Annotated in this window: 22 protein-coding genes; 4 read left to right on the forward strand and 18 right to left on the reverse strand. The window is 48.1% G+C overall.

Features of this window, described 5'->3' with window-relative positions; translation table 11 throughout:
- Positions 1-44 precede the first annotated feature (44 nt).
- Positions 45-677, reverse strand: a complete 633-nt coding sequence (locus tag ABDZ76_RS09940) for a CatB-related O-acetyltransferase (protein ID WP_343804941.1) — start codon at positions 675-677, stop codon at positions 45-47.
- Between the two features lie 220 nt (positions 678-897).
- Between ABDZ76_RS09940 and ABDZ76_RS09945 the strand changes: the two genes are divergently transcribed.
- Entirely contained in the window at positions 898-1,791 is an 894-nt protein-coding gene (locus ABDZ76_RS09945; protein ID WP_343804944.1) for a cation diffusion facilitator family transporter, read from the forward strand.
- Between the two features lie 30 nt (positions 1,792-1,821).
- Here ABDZ76_RS09945 and ABDZ76_RS09950 read toward each other — a convergent pair whose 3' ends face one another.
- From ABDZ76_RS09950 to ABDZ76_RS10005, 12 genes are all read right to left on the reverse strand, one after another.
- On the reverse strand, positions 1,822-2,529 hold the full coding sequence (locus tag ABDZ76_RS09950) for a response regulator transcription factor (RefSeq protein ID WP_343804946.1): 708 nt from the start codon (positions 2,527-2,529) through the stop codon (positions 1,822-1,824).
- Positions 2,526-5,270 carry a DUF4118 domain-containing protein gene (locus ABDZ76_RS09955; RefSeq protein ID WP_343804948.1) on the reverse strand — a complete coding sequence of 915 codons (2,745 nt, stop codon included), beginning with the start codon at positions 5,268-5,270 and terminating at the stop codon, positions 2,526-2,528. The genes ABDZ76_RS09950 and ABDZ76_RS09955 overlap by 4 nt, the downstream gene beginning before the upstream one ends.
- Before the next feature lie 28 nt (positions 5,271-5,298).
- Complete coding sequence (kdpC, locus tag ABDZ76_RS09960) at positions 5,299-5,862, reverse strand: potassium-transporting ATPase subunit KdpC (RefSeq protein ID WP_343804951.1); 564 nt, start codon at positions 5,860-5,862, stop codon at positions 5,299-5,301.
- An 11-nt stretch (positions 5,863-5,873) separates the two neighbouring features.
- The gene (gene kdpB, locus ABDZ76_RS09965) at positions 5,874-7,934 is read right to left on the reverse strand and encodes a potassium-transporting ATPase subunit KdpB (RefSeq protein ID WP_343804953.1); all 2,061 of its coding nucleotides are present in this window, start codon (positions 7,932-7,934) and stop codon (positions 5,874-5,876) included.
- An 88-nt stretch (positions 7,935-8,022) separates the two neighbouring features.
- Complete coding sequence (locus ABDZ76_RS09970) at positions 8,023-8,193, reverse strand: hypothetical protein (protein ID WP_343804956.1); 171 nt, start codon at positions 8,191-8,193, stop codon at positions 8,023-8,025.
- 6 nt (positions 8,194-8,199) lie between these two features.
- Complete coding sequence (kdpA, locus tag ABDZ76_RS09975) at positions 8,200-9,897, reverse strand: potassium-transporting ATPase subunit KdpA (protein WP_343804959.1); 1,698 nt, start codon at positions 9,895-9,897, stop codon at positions 8,200-8,202.
- A 30-nt stretch (positions 9,898-9,927) separates the two neighbouring features.
- The gene (locus tag ABDZ76_RS09980) at positions 9,928-10,020 is read right to left on the reverse strand and encodes a potassium-transporting ATPase subunit F (RefSeq protein ID WP_343804961.1); all 93 of its coding nucleotides are present in this window, start codon (positions 10,018-10,020) and stop codon (positions 9,928-9,930) included.
- Positions 10,021-10,399: 379 nt separating this feature from the next.
- On the reverse strand, positions 10,400-11,113 hold the full coding sequence (locus ABDZ76_RS09985) for an ABC transporter ATP-binding protein (RefSeq protein ID WP_343804964.1): 714 nt from the start codon (positions 11,111-11,113) through the stop codon (positions 10,400-10,402).
- 3 nt (positions 11,114-11,116) lie between these two features.
- A complete protein-coding gene (locus ABDZ76_RS09990; RefSeq protein WP_343804966.1) occupies positions 11,117-11,863 on the reverse strand; it encodes an ABC transporter ATP-binding protein in 747 nt (248 codons plus the stop codon).
- Positions 11,860-12,840, reverse strand: a complete 981-nt coding sequence (locus ABDZ76_RS09995; protein ID WP_343804968.1) for a branched-chain amino acid ABC transporter permease — start codon at positions 12,838-12,840, stop codon at positions 11,860-11,862. Before ABDZ76_RS09995 ends, ABDZ76_RS09990 begins: the two co-directional genes overlap by 4 nt.
- Positions 12,840-13,718 (reverse strand): branched-chain amino acid ABC transporter permease, encoded by an 879-nt coding sequence (locus ABDZ76_RS10000; protein ID WP_343804970.1) that lies wholly within the window; start codon positions 13,716-13,718, stop codon positions 12,840-12,842. Before ABDZ76_RS10000 ends, ABDZ76_RS09995 begins: the two co-directional genes overlap by 1 nt.
- Positions 13,719-13,783: 65 nt before the next feature.
- Positions 13,784-14,920, reverse strand: coding sequence for an ABC transporter substrate-binding protein (locus tag ABDZ76_RS10005; RefSeq protein ID WP_343804972.1), 1,137 nt, complete (start codon positions 14,918-14,920; stop codon positions 13,784-13,786).
- A gap of 243 nt (positions 14,921-15,163) precedes the next feature.
- On the opposite strand from ABDZ76_RS10005, the gene ABDZ76_RS10010 reads away from it, so the two are divergent.
- On the forward strand, positions 15,164-15,772 hold the full coding sequence (locus ABDZ76_RS10010) for a hypothetical protein (RefSeq protein WP_343804974.1): 609 nt from the start codon (positions 15,164-15,166) through the stop codon (positions 15,770-15,772).
- A gap of 913 nt (positions 15,773-16,685) precedes the next feature.
- On the opposite strand, the gene ABDZ76_RS10015 is transcribed toward ABDZ76_RS10010, so the two are convergent.
- Both ABDZ76_RS10015 and ABDZ76_RS10020 read right to left on the reverse strand, forming a co-directional pair.
- A complete protein-coding gene (locus tag ABDZ76_RS10015) occupies positions 16,686-17,333 on the reverse strand; it encodes a 3'-5' exonuclease (protein ID WP_343804976.1) in 648 nt (215 codons plus the stop codon).
- 338 nt (positions 17,334-17,671) lie between these two features.
- Positions 17,672-17,923, reverse strand: coding sequence for a hypothetical protein (locus ABDZ76_RS10020; RefSeq protein WP_343804978.1), 252 nt, complete (start codon positions 17,921-17,923; stop codon positions 17,672-17,674).
- 130 nt (positions 17,924-18,053) lie between these two features.
- Here ABDZ76_RS10020 and ABDZ76_RS10025 point away from each other — a divergent pair, with 130 nt between their 5' ends.
- Positions 18,054-18,281 (forward strand): hypothetical protein, encoded by a 228-nt coding sequence (locus ABDZ76_RS10025; protein WP_343804980.1) that lies wholly within the window; start codon positions 18,054-18,056, stop codon positions 18,279-18,281.
- A gap of 12 nt (positions 18,282-18,293) precedes the next feature.
- Here ABDZ76_RS10025 and ABDZ76_RS10030 read toward each other — a convergent pair whose 3' ends face one another.
- The 3 genes from ABDZ76_RS10030 to ABDZ76_RS10040 all read right to left on the reverse strand — a co-directional run bounded on the left by ABDZ76_RS10030 (position 18,294) and on the right by ABDZ76_RS10040 (position 20,488).
- Positions 18,294-18,488, reverse strand: coding sequence for a hypothetical protein (locus ABDZ76_RS10030; protein ID WP_343804982.1), 195 nt, complete (start codon positions 18,486-18,488; stop codon positions 18,294-18,296).
- A 77-nt stretch (positions 18,489-18,565) separates the two neighbouring features.
- The gene (locus ABDZ76_RS10035) at positions 18,566-19,339 is read right to left on the reverse strand and encodes a nucleotidyltransferase domain-containing protein (protein ID WP_343804984.1); all 774 of its coding nucleotides are present in this window, start codon (positions 19,337-19,339) and stop codon (positions 18,566-18,568) included.
- Positions 19,340-19,438: 99 nt separating this feature from the next.
- Positions 19,439-20,488 (reverse strand): NAD(P)H-dependent flavin oxidoreductase, encoded by a 1,050-nt coding sequence (locus ABDZ76_RS10040; RefSeq protein WP_343804986.1) that lies wholly within the window; start codon positions 20,486-20,488, stop codon positions 19,439-19,441.
- A gap of 147 nt (positions 20,489-20,635) precedes the next feature.
- Between ABDZ76_RS10040 and ABDZ76_RS10045 the strand changes: the two genes are divergently transcribed.
- On the forward strand, positions 20,636-21,019 hold the full coding sequence (locus ABDZ76_RS10045) for a winged helix-turn-helix domain-containing protein (protein ID WP_374844561.1): 384 nt from the start codon (positions 20,636-20,638) through the stop codon (positions 21,017-21,019).
- The last annotated feature ends 1 nt before the right edge of the window (position 21,020 follow it).

Consider the following 21,020-nt stretch of genomic DNA (forward strand, 5'->3'; position numbering starts at 1 on the left):
GACTGCGATAAATAAGTCGCACTTACTTCTAAACCTTTGTTTTATCAAGCCTGACGCTGCAACCATTTGTGATAAAGTTCCGAAATATCCTTCGAACAAATCAAAGGCAATTCCTGCTTAATAACCTCTATTGACCAATCCCACCATTGCATTTCCATCAATTGCGCAATGTGTTCATCCGCAAACCGATAATGCACATGACGTGCCGGATTACCCACAACCACACTATAAGGCTCCACATCACGGGTAACGACAGCGCGAGCACCAATAATTGCACCATCACCAACAACGATGCCGGGCATAATCAGTGCTTCCTCACCAATCCACACATCATTACCAATGATCGTGTCCCCTAAGCGCTTAAAGGCTTTAGGGGCATTCTCAGCATCTTTAAAATCATCAAACATCGTGAAAGGAAAAGCAGTCGCCCAACCACTATTGTGGCCTTGATTACCACCCATGATAAAAACGGCACCGGAACCGATTGAACAAAACTTTCCGATATATAATTTATCAACATCACGGCGTTCAAAAGAAAGAAAATGCGCACAGTCATCAAAAGAATGGCCATTGTAATAACCGGCATAATAACTATAAGCACCAGCGATAATATTAGGGTTGGTTATCTGCTCTGAAATCGGCACCAGCTTAAAAGGACTATCAAAATAATTATCCATCCCGCGGCCTGCCTTTAATTAATTACAAATTGTATCAGGTAATTATGAGCAGCATTTCGATGAAAATCAATTAAGCCATTCAATAATCGATAAGCATTTCACACCTGCATGAAACATGGCATATCTATTCACTATAATAAAAAAGCACTACATTGATCTATTAATGCTATTATAAAATTCTGAATAAGCAGGCAATTGTAGTCCAATCAAAGGTTGAGCAATGAGCGGCAATCACGACCATGTCGATGCAAGCAGCACACCAGTGTCACGGCTTTGGCTGGCGCTTTTCTTAACCGGCAGCTTTATGATTGCCGAAATTGTCGGCAGTTATGTAACAGGCAGCCTCGCTTTACTGTCCGATGCCATGCATATGGCAACAGATACATTTGCTCTCGCATTAGCGCTGATTGCTATCTATTTAGGCAGACGCGCCGCAGATTTATTCAGAACATATGGCTATTCGCGCTTTGAAATATTAGCCGCAGCCATCAATGCGCTTTTGCTGCTGATCGTTGCATTTTATATCTTATATGAGGCCTATATCCGTATAGCAGAACCCGCTGAAGTTCAGTCGGTCGGTATGCTTGTTGTTGCTTTTATCGGTTTAGTCGTGAACTTGATTTCAATGCGATTGCTGGCGGGTAAAAAAGATGAAAGCCTGAATGTAAAAGGCGCATATCTGGAGGTTTGGGCGGATATGCTTGGCTCTATCGGCGTTATCGCCGGAGCCGTCATTATCTATCTGACCGGATGGCAATTGGTAGATTCCATCATCGCAATTGGCATTGGTTTCATGGTGTTTCCACGCACTTGGATTCTCTTAAAAGAATGCATCAATATCCTATTAGAAGGCGTTCCGGTCGACATTAATTTAGCTGAATTGAAGCAATCAATTTTATCTATTCAGGGCGTTGCTGAAATTCATGACCTGCATGTCTGGTCACTCACCAAAAGTCAGCACTCACTTACCGCGCATGTTGTTATGAATCCTGCAACGGATGGAGAAAATTTACGCCGTAAAATTGAACAACTACTTCAAGAGCAATATCATCTTCATCATACGACATTGCAGATGGAGCGCGAAAATTGCGCACGCTCAGAAGATATTCATTAAATTAAAAGACCTGCCAACACGTCTATCCGTTTAGTCAGCGTCAAAGATTTCGGGCTCCCGCAACCGGTAACCAACACCGGTTTCCGTCAGAATATAATATGGCTGATCAGGAATATCTTCCAGTTTCTGGCGTAATTGACGCACATAGATACGCAAATATTGCACATCGCTCATGCCACCCCAAACCTGACCCAGAATAAAATTATGTGTCAGTACTTTGCCCGCATGCTGCACCATAATGCGCAACACATCATATTCTTTCGGCGAGAGTTTCACCTCCTGCCCTTTGAGCCGCACAATGCGTTTGACCAAATCAACCGATAATTCTCCGGTCTGAAATACTGGCTTTTCACCCTGCTTTTGTAATTTATGCCGCAACGCCACGCGAATACGCGCGGCCAGCTCCTTCATGCCAAATGGTTTAGTCACATAATCATCAGCACCTGTTTCCAGCGCCTTCACGATTCCGGCTTCATCGGTGCGGCTTGAGAGGATAATCACCGGCAGATCAAGCTTTTCTGAACGCCAAAGACTTAAAAGGTCATGCCCCGGCATATCCGGCAGTCCTAAATCCAGCAAAACCAGATCAGGCTTATCAGCTTGCATGATCTCGCGCGCAATCATAGCAGACGGAGCTTCCAGAACGGCGAAACCTTCTGTGCCAAGCCCTACCCGCAACAATTTACGGATCGGTGGCTCATCATCAACGACAAGAATTTTGACCACATTTTGTGTCATTGAATGTTTAGCCTTTCACCTAGATTTGCTTCCAACTGGGCGCAGCTTTCCATCGGCAGCCGAATGGTAAAAACCGCACCGCTTTGGCCAGAAGGCTCCCGTCGGTTGGAAGCGGTAATCGTGCCCCCCATCGCCTCTACAAAGCCTTTGCAAATTGCCAGTCCAAGCCCTGTGCCTGCGCGTACCTGATCTGTTTTTCGCACGCGATAAAAGCTATCAAAAATGCGCTTTTCATCGCCTTCAGGAATGCCGGCTCCTTCATCTTTGATGTTCAGCACAATGTCGCTTTGTTCGCCATGCCCTTCAATCGAGATCAGACTTCCTTCAGGTGCATATTTAGCGGCATTATCCAGCAGGTTAAATAAGACCTGCTCAAACAAAACACCATCCAATTTCAGCATCGGCAAGTCGGCAGCAATATTTGTTTCAATACGATGATGCACCAAAATTTTGCCTGCACGTTTCAAGGCGCTGCCAACAACATCACCTAAATAATGCAGCGATTTATTTGGTTGCATAGCACCTGATTCAATTCGCGTCATATCAAGAAGATTAGCAATAAAGCGGTTGAGACGCTCAGATTCATCCACAACCGTCGTCAGCAATTCTGCACGGTCTTCATCCGGCAATGTCACAGCATAGGTTTTAAGCGTATCAGCCGCTCCCAAAATAGCAGCAAGCGGCGTTTTCAAATCATGCGAAATGGATCTCAGCAGAGCCGAGCGCAAACGGTCTGCCTCCACGGCAAGCTTGGCACGGTCAAGATCATCAACCAGCTGAATACGCGCAATCGCCAAAGCTGCCTGCTCTGCCAAGGCGTCAAACAAACGCTGTTGTTCAGGCGTTAAAATCGGCCCCTGCCGATCATCATCAAGCCCGATCACACCAATTGTATGCCCGAAAGCGCGCAAAGGCAGATAAAGCCGCTTAGCGCCCGGCAATGTATCTGCGCCGCGCCCTGCCGGACGGTCTTGCTCCCATGCCCAGCGGGCAGCCGCGATATCCGCATCCGCCAAACTATCATCAGGCGGATATCCGGCACGCACAGAAATTGTTTTATCAACTGCGCCTTCATCCGGCAGCAACACCACGACACGAACTTTCAAAAGGGCTGCAATCTGATAAACCGTTGCCCAAAGCACATCTTCCAATGCACCGGCACCGGCAAGTTTTTTACTGAATTGATAAAGCCCTTCGGTGGTTCTGGCACGTTGGCGTGCAGCCACGGCCTGCCGTTGCACCCGCGCTGTCAAATTACTGGTAATCACCGCCACACAGATGAAAAACACCAGCGCAATCACACTTTCAGGGTCACTGATATCAAGCGTATATAGCGGCGGTAAAAAGAAGAAATTAAACACAAACGCACTGATAGCCGAAGCAAATAAAGCCGGACGTAAACCAGCAGTCACAGCTGAAACAAGCACGGCCATCAAAAACACCAGCGCAATATTACGCACATCCAGCACACGCGAAAGCAATGTTCCGGCAAGGAGTGCCAGCACAATATAGCCAAGGCTGAACAAATAAGGTTGCAGCGAAACCATTTTACGCACGGCTGCCGCAACAGGTCGCGCAGGCGCTGCGGCTTGCGGATAACCGGCAATCACATGCACACTCAGATTGCCCGCCTTGCGGATCAGATCATGCGAAACAGAACCTTCAATCATTTCGCGCAAGCGTGATTTACTGGATTTACCAATCACGATATGGCTGAAATTATGCGCCAAGGCATAATTGATAATATCCTGCGCCACATCATGACCGGTTAATGTAATAATTTCACCGCCAAGCTGCTCGGCCAATCGTAATGTAGTCGCTATACGATCTTTTTCTTCTTCTGAAAGCGCCACCGCATGGGATGTTTCAACATAAAGCGCCGTCCAGGGTGTGCGTAACCGATCCGCCTGTCTGCGCGCATAACGAATTAAAGCCGCACCATGCGGCTCTCCGTCGATACAAACCAACACCCGCTCACCTGCCGACCATGGCCCTGAAATAGCATTGGCCTGCATATGTTTAAGCAGCTGATCATCGACACGTTGCGCTGTGCGCCGAAGGGCAAGCTCACGCAGAGCGGTGAGATTACCGGCAGAGAAATAATTCTGTGTTGCGCGTTTTGCCGTCTTCGGCAGATAGACCTTGCCCTCTTTCAGACGCTTGATCAAATCCTCCGGCGTTATATCAACAATTTCAATATCATCGGCACGATCAATAATACTATCCGGCACCGTTTCGCGCACACGGATACGGGTGATCTGTGCCACAACATCATTGAGACTTTCAACATGCTGAATATTCAGCGTGGTATAAACATCAATCCCGTTCGCAAGCAGCTCTTCAACATCAAGATAGCGCTTAGGATGGCGACTGCCTGTCGCATTGGTGTGGGCAAGCTCATCGACTAGCACAAGTTTTGGACGACGTGCCAATACTGCATCCAGATCCATCTCGTCCAGCACATGGCCTTTATAATCCACGCGCGCACGCGGAATAATTTCATAACCTTCGGTAAGTGCCGCGGTTTCCTGTCGGCCATGTGTTTCCACAATGCCGATCACCACATCCACGCCATCGGCCAAAAGATTGCGACCGGACATCAGCATTTCATAGGTTTTACCAACGCCCGGAGCCGCCCCGAGAAAAATCTTGAGGCGGCCACGGGTTTCTTGTTCAGCCTGTGCAAGCAATGCATCCGGTGACGGGCGATTGTCTGCTATGCGTGCTGTATCTTCATTCATGCAGCGGTAATCCTGCTGATTTAATGCATCACTTAACCTGATCCAGTGCGAGATTAAGCGCAAGTACATTCACGACCGGCTCCCCCAGTACACCAAGCAAACGTTCTTGTGTCTGCGTTTTCACCAATGCGGTCAGTTTTGTTTCATCAAGCCCGCGTGCTTTGGCAATACGGGGTATCTGGAACAAGGCAGCAGCAGGTGTCAGATGCGGGTCAAGTCCGCTACCTGATGCTGTCACCAGATCCACCGGAACGGGTTGGTTCGGATTTTCTGCCTTCAGCTTGGATACATCCGCTTTCACACGCTCCAACAAAGCAGCACTTGTCGGCCCAAGATTAGAGCCACCCGATGATGTTGCATCATAGCCCTCGCCTGCGGCACTCGGACGGCCATGAAAATACCGCTCGGAGGTAAATTGCTGGCCGATGAGCGCTGAGCCGACAAGCTGATTATCTTTGACAACCAAACTACCATTTGCCTGCACCGGAAATAATGCTTGCGCAACGCCGGTCATCCCCAGCGGATAAAGAATACCAGTGATAACCGTCAGGCCAATTATCATCACCAAGGCTGGACGTAATTGTTTCAACATGAACTTATTCCTTACACCAAAGCCAAAGCCGTAATAGCCATATCAATCAGCTTAATCGTGACAAAAGGCACGATAATCCCGCCAAGGCCGTAGATCATCAGGTTACGGCTCAACAGCGCACCAGCACCAACCGCCTGATATTTGACACCACGCAGCGACAACGGAATAAGTGCCACAATAATCAACGCATTGAAGATAATGGCCGAGAGAATAGCGCTCTGCGGACTATGCAGCCCCATAATATTCAACACGCCCAATTGCGGATAAAAAGCCAAAAACATTGCCGGAATGATCGCGAAATATTTGGCAATATCATTAGCAATCGAAAAAGTGGTCAGCGCACCGCGTGTCATCAGCAATTGCTTACCGATCTCCACAATCTCGATCAATTTGGTCGGATCACTATCAAGATCAACCATATTGCCCGCTTCGCGCGCTGCCACCGTGCCGGTATTCATCGCCACGCCCACATCTGCCTGCGCCAATGCAGGTGCGTCATTGGTGCCGTCGCCACACATGGCAACAAGTTTGCCTTTTGCCTGCTCTTCACGGATCAGAGACAGCTTGTTTTCAGGTGTTGCCTGCGCCAGAAAATCATCCACGCCCGCTTCTGCAGCAATCGCCGCAGCCGTCATCGGATTATCACCGGTAATCATCACCGTCCGGATACCCATGCGGCGTAATTCTGCAAACCGCTCACGAATGCCGCCTTTGACAATATCTTTCAGCGCCACCACACCCATTAATTGCCCGTCTTTGACAACCGCCAAGGGTGTGCCGCCCGCTTTGGCAATCTGCGCAGCAATCGCCTGAACTTCTTGTACCTGTGCTGTTATTGAAGCTTTTGCCCCTACTGCCTCAACATATTTCAGCACAGCATCCACGGCACCTTTACGGATAATACTCCCTTCGATATCCACGCCGCTCATCCGGCTTTGCGCTGTAAAAGGCACGAAACTTGCATGCAGACTGCCCATATCGCGAGCGCGGATGCCATATTTCTCTTTCGCCAGCACAACGATGGAGCGGCCTTCCGGCGTTTCATCCGCCAATGACGAAAGTTGTGCCGCATCGGCTAATTGCTGTTCACTGACACCCGAAACCGGACAAAACTCAGTAGCCTGACGATTGCCAAGCGTAATCGTTCCGGTTTTATCAAGCAGCAATGTATCAACATCGCCGGCAGCTTCCACCGCACGCCCTGACATAGCCAGCACATTAAACCGCACCAGACGATCCATACCAGCAATGCCAATAGCTGAAAGCAAAGCGCCAATTGTGGTTGGAATGAGTGTCACAAACAGTGCAACCAGCACAATTACCGGCACCGAACCGCCGGCATAACTGGCAAAACTTGGAATTGTTACCACTGCCAGCACGAAAATAAGCGTCATACCGGCAAGCAGAATATTGAGTGCAATCTCATTTGGTGTCTTCTGGCGCTCTGCCCCCTCCACCAGCGAGATCATACGGTCAATGAAAGTGGAACCGGCAGCCGCCGTAATACGCACACGTATCCAATCGGAAAGCACCTGCGTGCCGCCGGTTACCGCCGAGCGATCACCACCGGATTCACGTATAACCGGTGCAGATTCACCTGTGATTGCGGCTTCATTGACCGAAGCAACACCTTCAATCACCTCGCCATCAGAAGGAATAATATCTCCGGCTTCCACCAGTACAATATCATCTACTTTTAGGCTGTTGCCAGCAACCACCTTATAATCGGTTTTGCTGTCACCATTCAGCAGTTTAGCTTCTGTTTCGGTGCGGGTGCGGCGCAGAGATTCTGCCTGCGCTTTACCGCGCCCTTCGGCTACAGCTTCCGCAAAATTGGCAAACAAAATCGTAAACCACAGCCACAATATGATCTGGAAAGAAAAACCTAAGTCATCACCGCCACTGACCAAATCGCGCAAAAAAAGCACACTGGTCAGCAATGTCACGACAGCCACCACAAACATCACCGGATTTTTGGCAAGGCTGCGCAGGTCAAGTTTTCGAAAGGCACCACCAATGGCGGGCAGAAGAATTTTAGCATCCAAAATGCTTGAAGATTTTGACTGGCTCATGAGAGCCCTCCGTCTGATTTCGTGCAAAGCCTTGAAGGCTGCATAAAAATTTCATCATCAGTGCTGGTGTTTTTAAAGACCAAAGTGGTCATTTCAAAAACTCCGCCACATAGACACCCAGCAAAACAATCAGCAAAAACAACAGCATCAGGCTCATTGGCTTGGGGTATCCACCAGGCTTACCAAACCATTTTGAGCGCTTTTGCCTCAGTTTTGCCTGGCTGACCGGCTCGGTAGAATTTGGTTTTCTATTCATCATCCACCTTTAAAAAAGTTTGCCGGACAGAAGCGAGAAATGCTCAACAACGGGTCCAAGCGCCAAAGCCGGAAAGAAGGTCAGACCGCCGACAATCATCGTCACACCAAACACAAGGCCGACAAATAGAGCGCCAGTGGTTGGCAATGTACCGGCAGTAACCGGAACCGTTTTTTTAGCCGCCAATGAACCTGCAATCGCCAGCACCGGCACGATGAGCAGAAAGCGTCCCATCAGCATGGCAAAACCAACGGTTAGATTATAAAAAGGCGTGTTGGCGTTCAGCCCTGCAAAGGCACTGCCATTATTGTTGGCACCCGATGAATAAGCGTAAAGCACTTCACTGAACCCATGCGGGCCTGCATCCTGAATGCTGGATAATCCTTGTGGCAAGACCACCGCCAATGCTGCAAATCCAAGGATCGCGAGCGAGGGGCCAAGCGTCGCCAAAAGGCTCATTTTGACCTCTTTGGCTTCGATTTTTTTACCCAAATATTCCGGTGTGCGCCCCACCATCAAGCCAGCAATAAAAATCGCCAGCATGAAAAATAACAGCATGCCGTAAATACCCGCACCAATACCGCCGAGGTTCGGGATTTGCATGTTGAACATCGGCACCAAGCCACCAAGCGGCATCAGGCTGTCATGCATATTATTAACAGCACCGGTGGAAGCCGCCGTTGTCACCTCAGAAAACAATGAAGATAAGGCAATACCAAAGCGTGCTTCTTTGCCTTCCATATTGCCGCCCACAACACCAAGCGCCTGCATCAGCGGATTACCGGTGCTTTCAGCCCAGTAAAGAACAGACGTTCCCAACGCGACCAACACAGCAAAAACCGCAAACAACATCCAGCCCTGACGTTGATTGCCAACCATCCGGCCAAACACATTGGTCATCGCTGTCGAGATCACAAAGATCGACAAAAGATGAATAAGGTTTGTAAGCGCCGTCGGGTTTTCAAATGGATGCGATGAGTTCGCATTAAAGAAACCGCCGCCATTAGTCCCCAGATGTTTGATAATCATCTGTGAGGCGACGGGCCCTTGGGCGATGACCTGCTGAGCGCCTTCAAGCGTGGTCACAGCCGTATAGTCATTGAGATTTTGCGGCACACCCTGCCAAACCAGCACCAGCGTGCCAACTATACAAATCGGCAGCAGCACATAAAGTGTGGCGCGGGTCAGATCGACCCAGAAATTACCAATCGTCGGGCTGGATGAACGGGCAAAGCCACGCGTAATTGCCATAGCACCAGCAATACCGGTTGCTGCGGAAACAAAGTTCTGCACCGTAATACCAGCCATTTGGGTCAGATAGCTCATGGTGCTCTCGCCCCCATAACCCTGCCAGTTGGTATTGGTCATAAAACTCACAGCAGTATTGAAGGAAGAGGTCGGCTCAACCGCCTGCATATTGGCCGGATTAAAAGGCAACATGCCTTGCAAGCGTTGCAGGACATAAAGAAAAACAAACCCGGCAATACTGAACATCAGGAGCGAAGCCGCATAGGCGGTCCAGTGCTGTTCTTCCCTTTCATACGTACCGGCAAGCTTATAAAGGCTTCGTTCAATCGGCGCTAAAAGAGAAGATAAAAAAGTCCGCTCGCCGGTAAAAACACAGGTGAGATACCCGCCAACCGGCTTGACCAGCAAAATTGTGATCCCGAACAGGATCGCAATTTGCAATAATCCGTTGAATGTCATTGGAAGTACTTTCTGCTTTTAGAAACAGATTCAAAAGCGCTCAGGCTTGGCTAATGCATAAAGCAAATAAAGCGTGAGCAATGCGGCCACCGAGCCGCCAAGAACATAATCAAACCACATCATGCGCTCTCAAAGACGATCGCAAACGAGAGCATAAAAATAGCTGAGGCCGATAAATCCGGCGCCTGCGGCTATCATAAGGATATCCATCATTCCAAACTCCTGACATTCAGCCGAAGACATGCAACGGCTGTTGTTGATGGCGTCTTTTTATAAAAACGCTCGCGAAGAGCAGGAATTATGCAGCTAAACCGCATAGTGGTTCGAGAGAGGGAAAGCCGTCAGGATATAAAAATCTCATATATGAAAAGTTCAGTTGCCGAATATTGAAGCACAAAACAGAACCAGCAAAAAAGCTTACCAATAATTTTGAAGCGCGCTTAAATTTTACAAGCTAACGCGCTTCCAACGCATTTTTCATCAAAACGCATAGCTTCTCCGACTATTCGATATGCCCGCCAAGGAATAATTGCCCGACACGCGGATCAGCCAACAGCTTTGATGCCTCATCATGCATACGCGTCTGGCCGAGTTCCAGAACGAGCCCATAGTCAGACATCGCCAAGGCTGCCTTGGCATTTTGCTCAACCATCAAAATGGTGACACCCTCATCACGCAACCGGGTCAGTGTCTGAAACACTTCCTGCACCAGATTGGGTGACAAACCAATGGATGGTTCGTCAATCAAAATAAGCTTCGGATCAAGTAATAAAGCGCGTGCTACTTCCAGCTGTTTCTGCTGCCCGCCAGATAGTTCGATGGCTTTGCGATCTTTATATTGACGCAGCATCGGAAACTGATCCATCACCATTTCAATGCGCTCACGCACTTTGGTCTGGTCACTGGCCGTAATGCCGCCAAGCTCCAGATTATGATAAACGGACAGCTGCGGCACCACATTGCGCCCTTGCGGCACATAGGTGACACCATGCGCAATCATCTGGCGCGGGGTTTGGCGGGTAATATCTTTTCCATCGAGCAGTATTTGCCCGGACTGGATATTCAGAAGACCAAAAATCGCCTTGAAAACCGTTGATTTACCGGCACCATTGGGGCCAATAACAGTGGTGATCGACGCTTTGGGAATGGTAAAAGACACGCCATTCAAAATGGTGATTTTACCATAACCACCATGAACATCTTTAAGTTCCAGCATCTGTTATCCTCCCAGATAAGCGTCGATAACCATCTGGTTTGAGCGAATTTCGTCCGGTGTTCCTTCCGCGATAATGCACCCTTCAGCAAGCACGATAATGCGGGTGCAAAGGCTCATGACAAATTCCATATTGTGTTCAATCACCACAAAAGTCGTGCCATGTTCGGCATTATAGGTCGTCAGTCGCTCTTTCAGATTGCTCAGCATCGTCAGATTAACGCCGCCTGCCGGCTCATCAAGCAAGACAAGGCTTGGCCCCGCCATGAAAGCCATCGCCGCATCAACCAATTTTTGCTGACCATAAGAAAGAGAACCGGCAAGCTCATCCCGCAGATGCTCAAGACGGAAGAAGGAGATCATCTGCTCGGCCTCAGCTGTCAGCCCCGCATCAGCCGGGCCAAACAAGCGGGATGTCATGGTGCCTTTATGCTCCTGACCGGCAAGGATAATATTCTCGATCACCGACATTTTCGGGAAGACCGAAAGCTGCTGAAATGTACGCCCGACCCCAAGCTTATTGAGGTCAGAAGCGCGCATCCCTGAAACCTTATTGCCATTGATACGCACTTCACCACTATTGGGCTGAAGCTGACCAAGGATACAATTAAACAGGGTGGATTTTCCCGAACCATTAGGGCCGATCAAACCAAGGATTTCGCCTTGCTGAACATCAAATGACACATCACGCACGGCATGAATGCCGCCGAAGCGTTTTTCGATATTGCGCACTGAAAGCACAGGATTGCTCATTTTAACCGCGCCCCCTGCTGCATATCACCGCGAACCTGTTGTTTTGGCCAGAACTTGTCGCGCAATTTATCCCATACGCCAATCAAACCGGACGGCACAAAAACCAGCATGACAATAACCAATGCCGAATAGATGATCAGATAATAGCCTTCGGTAAAACGCAGCACTTCCGGCAGCAAAATGACAACTGCGGCACCAATAAATGGCCCGAAGTAAAAGCCTGAACCACCAACGACGACCATCAGCAAAATCTTCAATGAATGGCCTACATTGAACGAACCCGGCTCAATAAATTGCACCAGCGGCGTAATCAAAGAACCGGCAAGTCCGCCATAAACAGAGCCAATCGCAAAGGCCAGCAAAGTGATGCGGCGCGTATCAACGCCCAAGCTTTCAGCTCTTATCGGATTTTCGCGCAGTGCTTTAAACGCACGCCCCCACGGGGAGCGCACAATGCCCCAAAAGATCAAAGCTGCAATCACAGTCACGCTCAGGGTGAAATAGTAAAATGGCAGGCTTTTATTCGCCGAGAACAACCATAAATCAGGGCGCGGCATACCAACCAGCCCGTAATTGCCACCCGTTAGCCATTCTTCATTGCGCAGAACAAGAAAGACCAGCGTGTTAAAAGCCAGCGTTACAAAAGCCAAAAAATGACCTTTGACACGCAAGGCCGGATAGCCAAGCACAAGCCCTACCAAAAAGCACAAAAACAATCCGACAGGCATAGCAAGCAGCCAGTGCCAGCCAGCCAGTGTCAGCAAGGCGGTTGTATAAGCGCCAATTGCCATAAAGGATGCCTGAGCCAGCGAGATTTGCCCCGCATAACCAAGTGTCAGATTAAGCCCCATCGCCGCGATTGAGAAAATCAGCCATGAGGTTAAGATGTAAATAATGTAATTGCCTTGCCCCAGCGGAGCCAGCACCGCCAACAGCAGAAGCACGGCAATGAAAGAATAGCGTTTCGCCGCGCTCATCACACTGCTCTCCCTTCGGACGTGCCCATAAGGCCCTGCGGACGCACCAGAATGATGACGATCAACAGTACCAGCGGCACGGCCGCACGATATTGTGCCGTTACATAAGCTGCGGTCAGATTATCAAGAACACCGATCAAAAGACCGCCAACCAATGCGCCGCGGATCTGGTTAAACCCACCCACAATGGCCGCGATAAAAGCAATCAGACCCAATGTTTCACCATTGGAGAACTTTGCCAGATAAACCGGACTGATCAGATAAGAAGCAACGGTTGCCAAGGCAGCATTAATCAAAAATGTATAGAGGATCATCCGCTTGACATTGACGCCGAGAATTTCTGCCACGGCCGGATTTTGTGCCGTTGCCTGCATTGAGCGTCCGGTGCGGGTTCGGTTTAAAAACAATGTCAGCAAAACAACAATGGCCAGTGACAAGCCAAGATTGAGCATATCGCGCAAGGATAAAACCGCGCCGAAAATTTCAATCGGATCATTCGGGAACATGGATGGGAAAGGCTGCGCTTCAGCGGAATAAAACTCTTTGACGCTTTCTTTCAAAAAGATACCCAGCGCCATCGTCGCAATAATCAACGTGATGCCACCATGTGGCAATATCGGTTCGACCAGCAACTTCTTGAACAGCAGTCCAAGCACGATCATTGCGATCACCAGCCCGATCAGCATAGCCGGCCAGAAAGAAATGCCGAAAATGCCCATTGCCGCCAGCACAAAAAAAGCGGGCAGCATTACAAATTCGCCTTGAGCAAAATTGACAGTCTGCGCAGCTTGCCAGACCAGCGTAAAACCTATCGCCGCAAGTGCATAGATAGAACCGGTTGCAAGACCGGACAAAACAACCTGTAGAAACTGGGACATTATACGACCTGAAAGAAGCACAGAGCAGCGCGGCGGCAAAACCGCCACGCCGATTAGGACATAGATTAGTTAGCCGGAACAGTGCCAATGACGGTCGGAACACCGTCTTTCACCTGAACCATAAAGCTCGGGCGTGACATTTCTCCGCGATCATCCCAGCAAGTATCCAGCGCGATTTTTGGATAGTCAGCCGCATTCAGGCACAGGCCACGCATTTTCTCAGCAAAGGCTTCACCATCCAGTTTGCCAACCATGTCGGTGACATATTTGGTCGTCCAAACACCCACATAACCTTTGAGCGCATCATGGGTAGGTTTGCGCTTATAGGCTTCTTCAAATTTCTTTGAAAACTCGCCAATAGCCGGAACATCGGTTGCCGCAGCGGTAATACCCACATGAGCAATCGCACCATCTGCTGCCGGACCTGCCAGTTCCACAACTTTTGCTTCTGTCAGCGTCACTTCACCAATCAGCGGCATATTCAAGCCCTGCTTTTTGGCTTCGATCAAAAAACGAGCCGATTCTTCCTGATTCATATAAACGAAGATCGCTTCAGGATTGCCTTGTTTCAGCTTGGCAACGTCGGCAGCATAATCGGTCTGCGCCTGCTCGGACGCCACATCGATAACCACTTCAATGCCAGCTTTTTTCATCTCTTCGACAAAAACATCATGGCCGCCTTTGCCGAATTCATTATTCAGCCATGCGACGCCAACTTTTTTGGCTTTCAATGTATCAGTGAAATAAGAGGTCAGTGCCGGTACGCCCTTCTGTGCGCCGGTTGAGGTACGGAACACAAAAGGATTGCCTTTTTCAACAATGCTTGGTGCTTCAGAACCCACAAATTGCGGAATGCTGTTTTGCTGTGCAACCAGCATATTGACCATCGTCGAGCCGGAATAAATCGTGCCAAGAATTGCATAAGCACCATCATCGATGGCTTTTTGCACCAATGCACGCGAAACCTGCGGATCGGTCTGCGTGTCATATTCACCAAGCTCAACCTTCTTGCCCAGAATGCCGCCGTCCGCATTGACTTCATCAATGGCAATCTTAATACCATCGCGCCAGTTGGTGCCGGCAGGTGCGCCCGGTCCTGACAGCTCAACAACCATGCCAAGCTTCACAACATCCTCTGCCTTTGCAGAAGACGAAAATGCAACCACAGCAGCCGACAACGCCAAAAGATATTTACGATACATTGAGTTCCTCCCCCGGAATTTCACAATCAGCAACCGTGTACAGAGCGCTTTGCGTTCCCCCTCAGAATATCTGAGCGACAACATAACAAACGCGTATCGCCTCCCAAACACGTTGCGTTCATTTTCTCTTTAATCGGGATACTCGGGGAATTATCGACTGGCAAGCCACAAACTGCTTTATCTGCAACTTTGTAATATTTAAAGCGAGCTAAACGTAATATTCAAAAATAAAATCAACCAATAATGGCTGGAAACAACATGTCCAGCCAGAGGCGTATTACCAATTATCCCCGCACTACGGGATATGAAAGACAAGTTTTATACGGCGCTTTCTTTTTCACACAGTTCAATTTCACACCAACCGCTGAAGCAATAGAAAAAAATTCCTGGGGCGCACGACAAGACGGAACTACACATATTCTGACCACCTTTATTGCCGCTCATGGTAAAGTTTATTTACAAGCCATCGCCGCTGCAAGACAGTCAATTCAAAATGGCATTTCCGGCATCACTGGCATTCATCTTGAAGACCCATTTCTATCTCCAGCCAGACCCGGTATTAGTGATCCGTCTGCAATAAGGCCGCTTGAAGAAGATGACGTTGTCGCATTAAAGCGGAAGGCGCGTGACTTTCCCGGTATTATCCTTTTGACAATAGCACCAGAATGCCAAAAACCGTCTTATCTCAAACGGCTATCGACAAGCGGCATCATCCTTTTCGCCGGACATTCTGAAGCAGCGATGGCTGATTTGGCATATACTCAAGACGCGACCCATTTGTGGAATGCGATGCCTGCCTCAACCAGTCGTAACCCTGGCCTTATATCTGAAGTTCTAGGCGGTGACCGTTAATATGCTGGTATCATCGCTGATGGATTTCACGTTGTCGAGCACGCATTGAAAATGTCGATACGCGAGCAGCAGATCGCCTTTGTCTCGTCACTGATACGATGATGACATTAGCCGGATCTGCAACTGGTTCTGATCTCTTATCAGCATTGAAAATGGCTACTTACAATCCGGCTTGTGCTCTTGGTTTGAATAATAATTTAAACAGCATGATCAATCGCCAGCCTTGCAATCGCACACAGCGTGAAGCTTGGAGTTCAGACCACCTTTAATGCACCCGATACACCGAGGGAGCGGGCCCTTCTTAAGCTGTCTGCCGCTGTGCGATGGACTTTGAGATGTGTTGCATCAATCATGAGCTGATTCAGTGTACCACTTTTGAATGCCAAAACCAAAAAAATCTTGTTAAACATATCCATGCGGTTCCAGCGGATGAACCAGTTGTAAATTGTCTTGTGTGGGCCGTAAGCTGCAAGCGCGTCACGCCATCACAGACCATTTTTGATTACGAAGATAAACGGCGGTCATCGATCAGCAGCGCGCCATGCGATGGCGGTAAATACGGCTCAATCCGGCGCGTTTGTGCCTCCGACAATCAGTTCATTCATGGCAGCACTTTCCTTGTGTGCCGTCATTGAATCAATCAAACAAACGCTATGCAATCAATTAATAGGGCCTGAGCCTAGAGATATGCCAGCAATCACTGTGATTAATCGTATTCCGACCAGCGTCAGGCGCGCTTTTATAATACTATAGCGTAAACGTAGTTGTCATCATCGCCCGGTGCGGTGCGCCATAAAAATCAATGCTTAAACAAACACAATTATTAAAATAGTTTGCTTACTCACCATAAACACAAAAAAATAGAAAAGAGATTTTATTTACTTACAACTCCCCACACATTCCTCACCCAGTGTTAAGCGCGACGTTTAGGGCTACGGCGGGGAAGTTCGCCTGATGGGCGTTCCGGAAATGACTTGAGGTTCTTTGGCTCATACCAAGAATTGACTTTAGGCAGGCGTTTTTTAGCGCCTTGCTGGTGCAAATAGAGCCCAGCCGTCAAATACGCATCCTCAAGCGCTCCATGGCGTTGGCCAATGCGCGAAAGCCCTATTCTTTCCAAGCAGCAATCCAATTTACCAGATTCACCCTGCCACTGCTCCCGAGCCATTTGCATTGTACAATAAACCGGATGATCAAGTTGCTCGACCTCTGCCTTACGAAATTCACGCTGGATATAACGCATATCAAAATCAGCGTTATGCGCGACAACCTCATCCGCCCAGCTAAACCATTTCCGTAAAGGCACCGCTAAATCAGCAAACAAATCCTGAAATCGCGTCATCCAGTTATCAAATCCATGCACAGCCTCAGCCTGCGGCGAACTATCCTTACGAGGATCAAAAATCAGATATAAAGATTGCGGAAGAAGCTCATCACCTTCGATTTTTACACCCCCCAGTGTAATAATCCGATCATAAGGTAATAACCCAGTCGTTTCTGTATCAAAGACAATAACGCGCTTTTTACGTGTATGAACCGCTGGATTATGAATATCTGTCATGCCTCTCCCCATTTAATCAAAAAATGGCATAACTATAACAACTCTTAAAGTATATCTTTTGTATCATTAATTTAATTATAAAATATCTTAAAATTCACACAGATTAATAGGGCTTACAACTCCAGTTTCCGGTTTCATCCGGACAACAAATAATCAATTGACCATCAAGATAATTTATCTGGCATGATTTCAGTTGCTTTTCTGCTGCAATAACCTTTTGAGGAACAACTCCTGAACACAGCAACAAAATAAGATAAATATATTTCATAATATCGACCTCAATTACTGATTTAACGGTTAAGTGGGACACATTTCCAGGAATAATCAGAGCATTCGCCTCACATCGCGGAAGGGCAATATGCAAGGCACATATCTTGCGTTGCATATTGGCACATAGCCACATCATTTTTAGGGGAATAGGCAGGCACGGCAACCGACAAAGCTACTGGTGAAGGTTGGGATTCAACCAGCATTTTTGTAGTATCGAATGACAGTGATATCATTGAAAATATTGTAAAAGCAGCAATACTGGCAGCAAAAATTGAGCCAAACATAATAACCTCCCTAAAAGGAAAATTATCGCCCTGCATGCGTTCACCGTCTATTCAAACTTCATGCGATCATATTTGTGGGATAACAAATTTCTTCCATCAAACTTGGAATTCAGTTTCCGATCATACGCGCTAGATTTCCATTATTTCGCACAAATAATAGGAAATCATGATGAAAGCTATTTTGATTTTATCGCTAGTCAGCGCCGCAAATTTAACATCTGCACCAGCGGTGATTGCAGGTGAAAATCACGACACTACCAGCCGCGTTGTTAATCCCAACACACCAGAAGAATGCAAAACACTAGCTGAAACTTTATGCAGAAAATATATTAAAAACCATAAGAAATATCAGTACTGTCTTCAAGAAGTGTACGGCCAATGCATACACCAATAAACGGTGATCACATTAATACACCATTGCAATGCCAAACAGCAAAAGCCCTAAAATAACGGCTGCTAATGTGTGAATAGTGACCCGCAGACTTTGTTTTAACGGCAACAATGCCCCTGCTCCAATGAAAACAACAATGATGGTCATTGCGCTTTTAGGATAAATAACAGGCAAAAATAAAATCGTAATATACCATGGAAGACTCATCATGCCGTGTCCTTAACGGCATGTTTTCTAAAACACAATCGAACTTTAGATAGTTTTTCAACGCAGTTCACTTATGCGCTTTAACAGCTCAATTCTTTATGCTTCGCATCCATCCAATCGACAAAAGCCAATAGTCTACACGCAAAATCATCAACTTGTGGCGCAGGCGCTCTCGCCTCTTTTAAAAAGAACTGCATTTCAGCTCTTTTCTCTGGAAACAGAGACTGAAACCGCTCCGCATAATCATCAAGTGTCAACGGCCAATCCACATCCGTTTCATGTCGCAAAATATTGGTTGAGCGAATTGCCTTTCTGGCCGCCTCACGCCGCAGCTTTTGTGATAAGGTTGTTGACGTGCAAGCTGTAATTTTCTCACCATAGCGCTCAAGCACCTGACGAAAATCACCATTCACGCTGAGAGCTATCAGCCTTGATGGCTTGAAAGGTGCAATACCAGCATTGAGATCTTCACCATAAATACAACGGCAATGATGTTTGAGCCAAAACCGCCATGCTAAATCCGGTAAAGGCGCCGTGATCTGATCGACTGTACCAATATCAAAATCAACTTTGCTAACCACAGAATGACAGTTTTCAATCATCTGCCGAATATGTTCCAGCCGCTTTTGATCGGCCTCTGTCGCTTGTGCATAAAGCAATAAGGTCAGATCAAGGTCAGAGACCATCGGGATTGCCAGACCGGTCGAAATACTGCCATACACATAAGCACTATGCACCAGATCTGCGGCTTCATTCTTTAAATACCGGCAAACATCTGCAATCACAGGCATAAATTCATCTCGTATCGGCACATTCTGTGGTACTGGAATATAACCCGCTGCTTCAGTCATCATCAGTCAGTTTCACTTATTTCATCATAATGCCGCCCAGAATGCGGATGCAGGGCATTGCCGGAACCATATATGTTACATGTCGCCGCCTTATAAAAAGTTTTAGCGATAATCCTGCAATTCCTGTGCCAATAAAGCGACCAGTTCGGCTGCGGGCATGGCACGCGCCAATGGTGCACCCTGCCCCGCCCATTGCGCGCCAAAGCCGCTTTCACCTTTGGCTTTCGCCGCCGCATGCAATGCTTTGGCGGCATCATAAGCAATCGGATAAGCAGGCGGCAGGTGGCCTTTGAGCACTTTATGCAATGCCGTATAGCGATTGGCCAGTGAACGTGCCGGACGCCCTGAAATAATCGGGGTCAAAAGGGTGTGATAAGCCCCTTCACCTTTTAATGCCGCACGATAAGCATCATCAGCCGCAGATTCCGGACAGGCAATAAAGGCGGTGCCCATCTGCGCAGCAACTGCGCCATAATTAAGTGCCGCAGCAATACCAGCGCCATTCATAATGCCGCCTGCCGTAATCACCGGCATATCCAGTTCACGCGTTAAAATTTGTGTCAAAGCCAAGGCGCTCAAACCATCATCCGCACCAGCGGGATTAAAAATACCGCGATGGCCACCTGCTTCAATGCCTTGCGCAATCACAACATCAAAACCAGCTTTTTTAATCTGGCGAGCTTCATCAAGACTGGTCGCCGATGCCATCAAGGTAATTCCGGCAGATTTCAACGCTTGAATAGCTTCGCCAGATGGTAAGCCAAAATGAAAGCTTGCCACGGCGGGTTTTGTTTCCATCAAAAGCGGCAATAATTCCGGATCATGCTTGAAGCTTTTATAAATTGTTTTGAGTTGCTTTGGCGGTTCAGCACCAAATTCTGCAAATAAAGGTGCCAGCCATTCAAGCCATGCCGCTTCACGCGATGCATTGGCTTCTCCTGCATCATGGGTGAAAAAATTGACGTTAAAAGCGCGGTTCGTGCGTTGGTGCAATTCTTCAATCATCGCACGCGCGCCTGTTGCATCAGTTGCCCCCGCCCCGATAGAACCAAGTGCACCCGCATTCGACACTTCAGCTGCCAAAAGCGGTGTTGCCACCCCTGCCATCGGCGCCTGAACAAGCGGAATTGTTACACCTAATTTATCCAGCATCTGCACAACCCCTTTGAACCGACTCAAGCATTATTATTGGCTTTGATAAATATAACGCCTTTTTCAACTCCCACGCAAAATCTTGCTATCTTCACTTTGACCCTTTATGGCTTGTTAAAGCCGATGCACTTGTCTGAGGAGAAACGATTGTCCGGGATTGCTCTGAACCCAATCATCCGCATTGATGTCTCCGACGAAAAGTCAAATGCCGAGCGCATCGGACGCGGCAAAATCCAATTGCTTGAACATATAAAAGAAACCGGCTCCATTTCATCGGCCGGAAGGGCAATGAATATGTCTTACCGGCGCGCATGGATGCTGGTAAACGCCATGAATACAATGTTTTCCCAGCTGGTAGTGGATTCCCAACGGGGCGGCAAACATGGCGGCGGTGCCATTGTTACCCCTTTTGGTGAAGAGTTGATTGAGCAGTTTCGCGCGATGGAACGCCTGACAGCCGCCGCAATCGAGCCGCAAATGCAATGGTTGCGTGAACATTTGAACGAAACACTTGAGCCGCCAAAAGATTAAG

Source organism: Paenochrobactrum glaciei (assembly GCF_039522165.1).
Classification (GTDB): domain Bacteria; phylum Pseudomonadota; class Alphaproteobacteria; order Rhizobiales; family Rhizobiaceae; genus Paenochrobactrum; species Paenochrobactrum glaciei.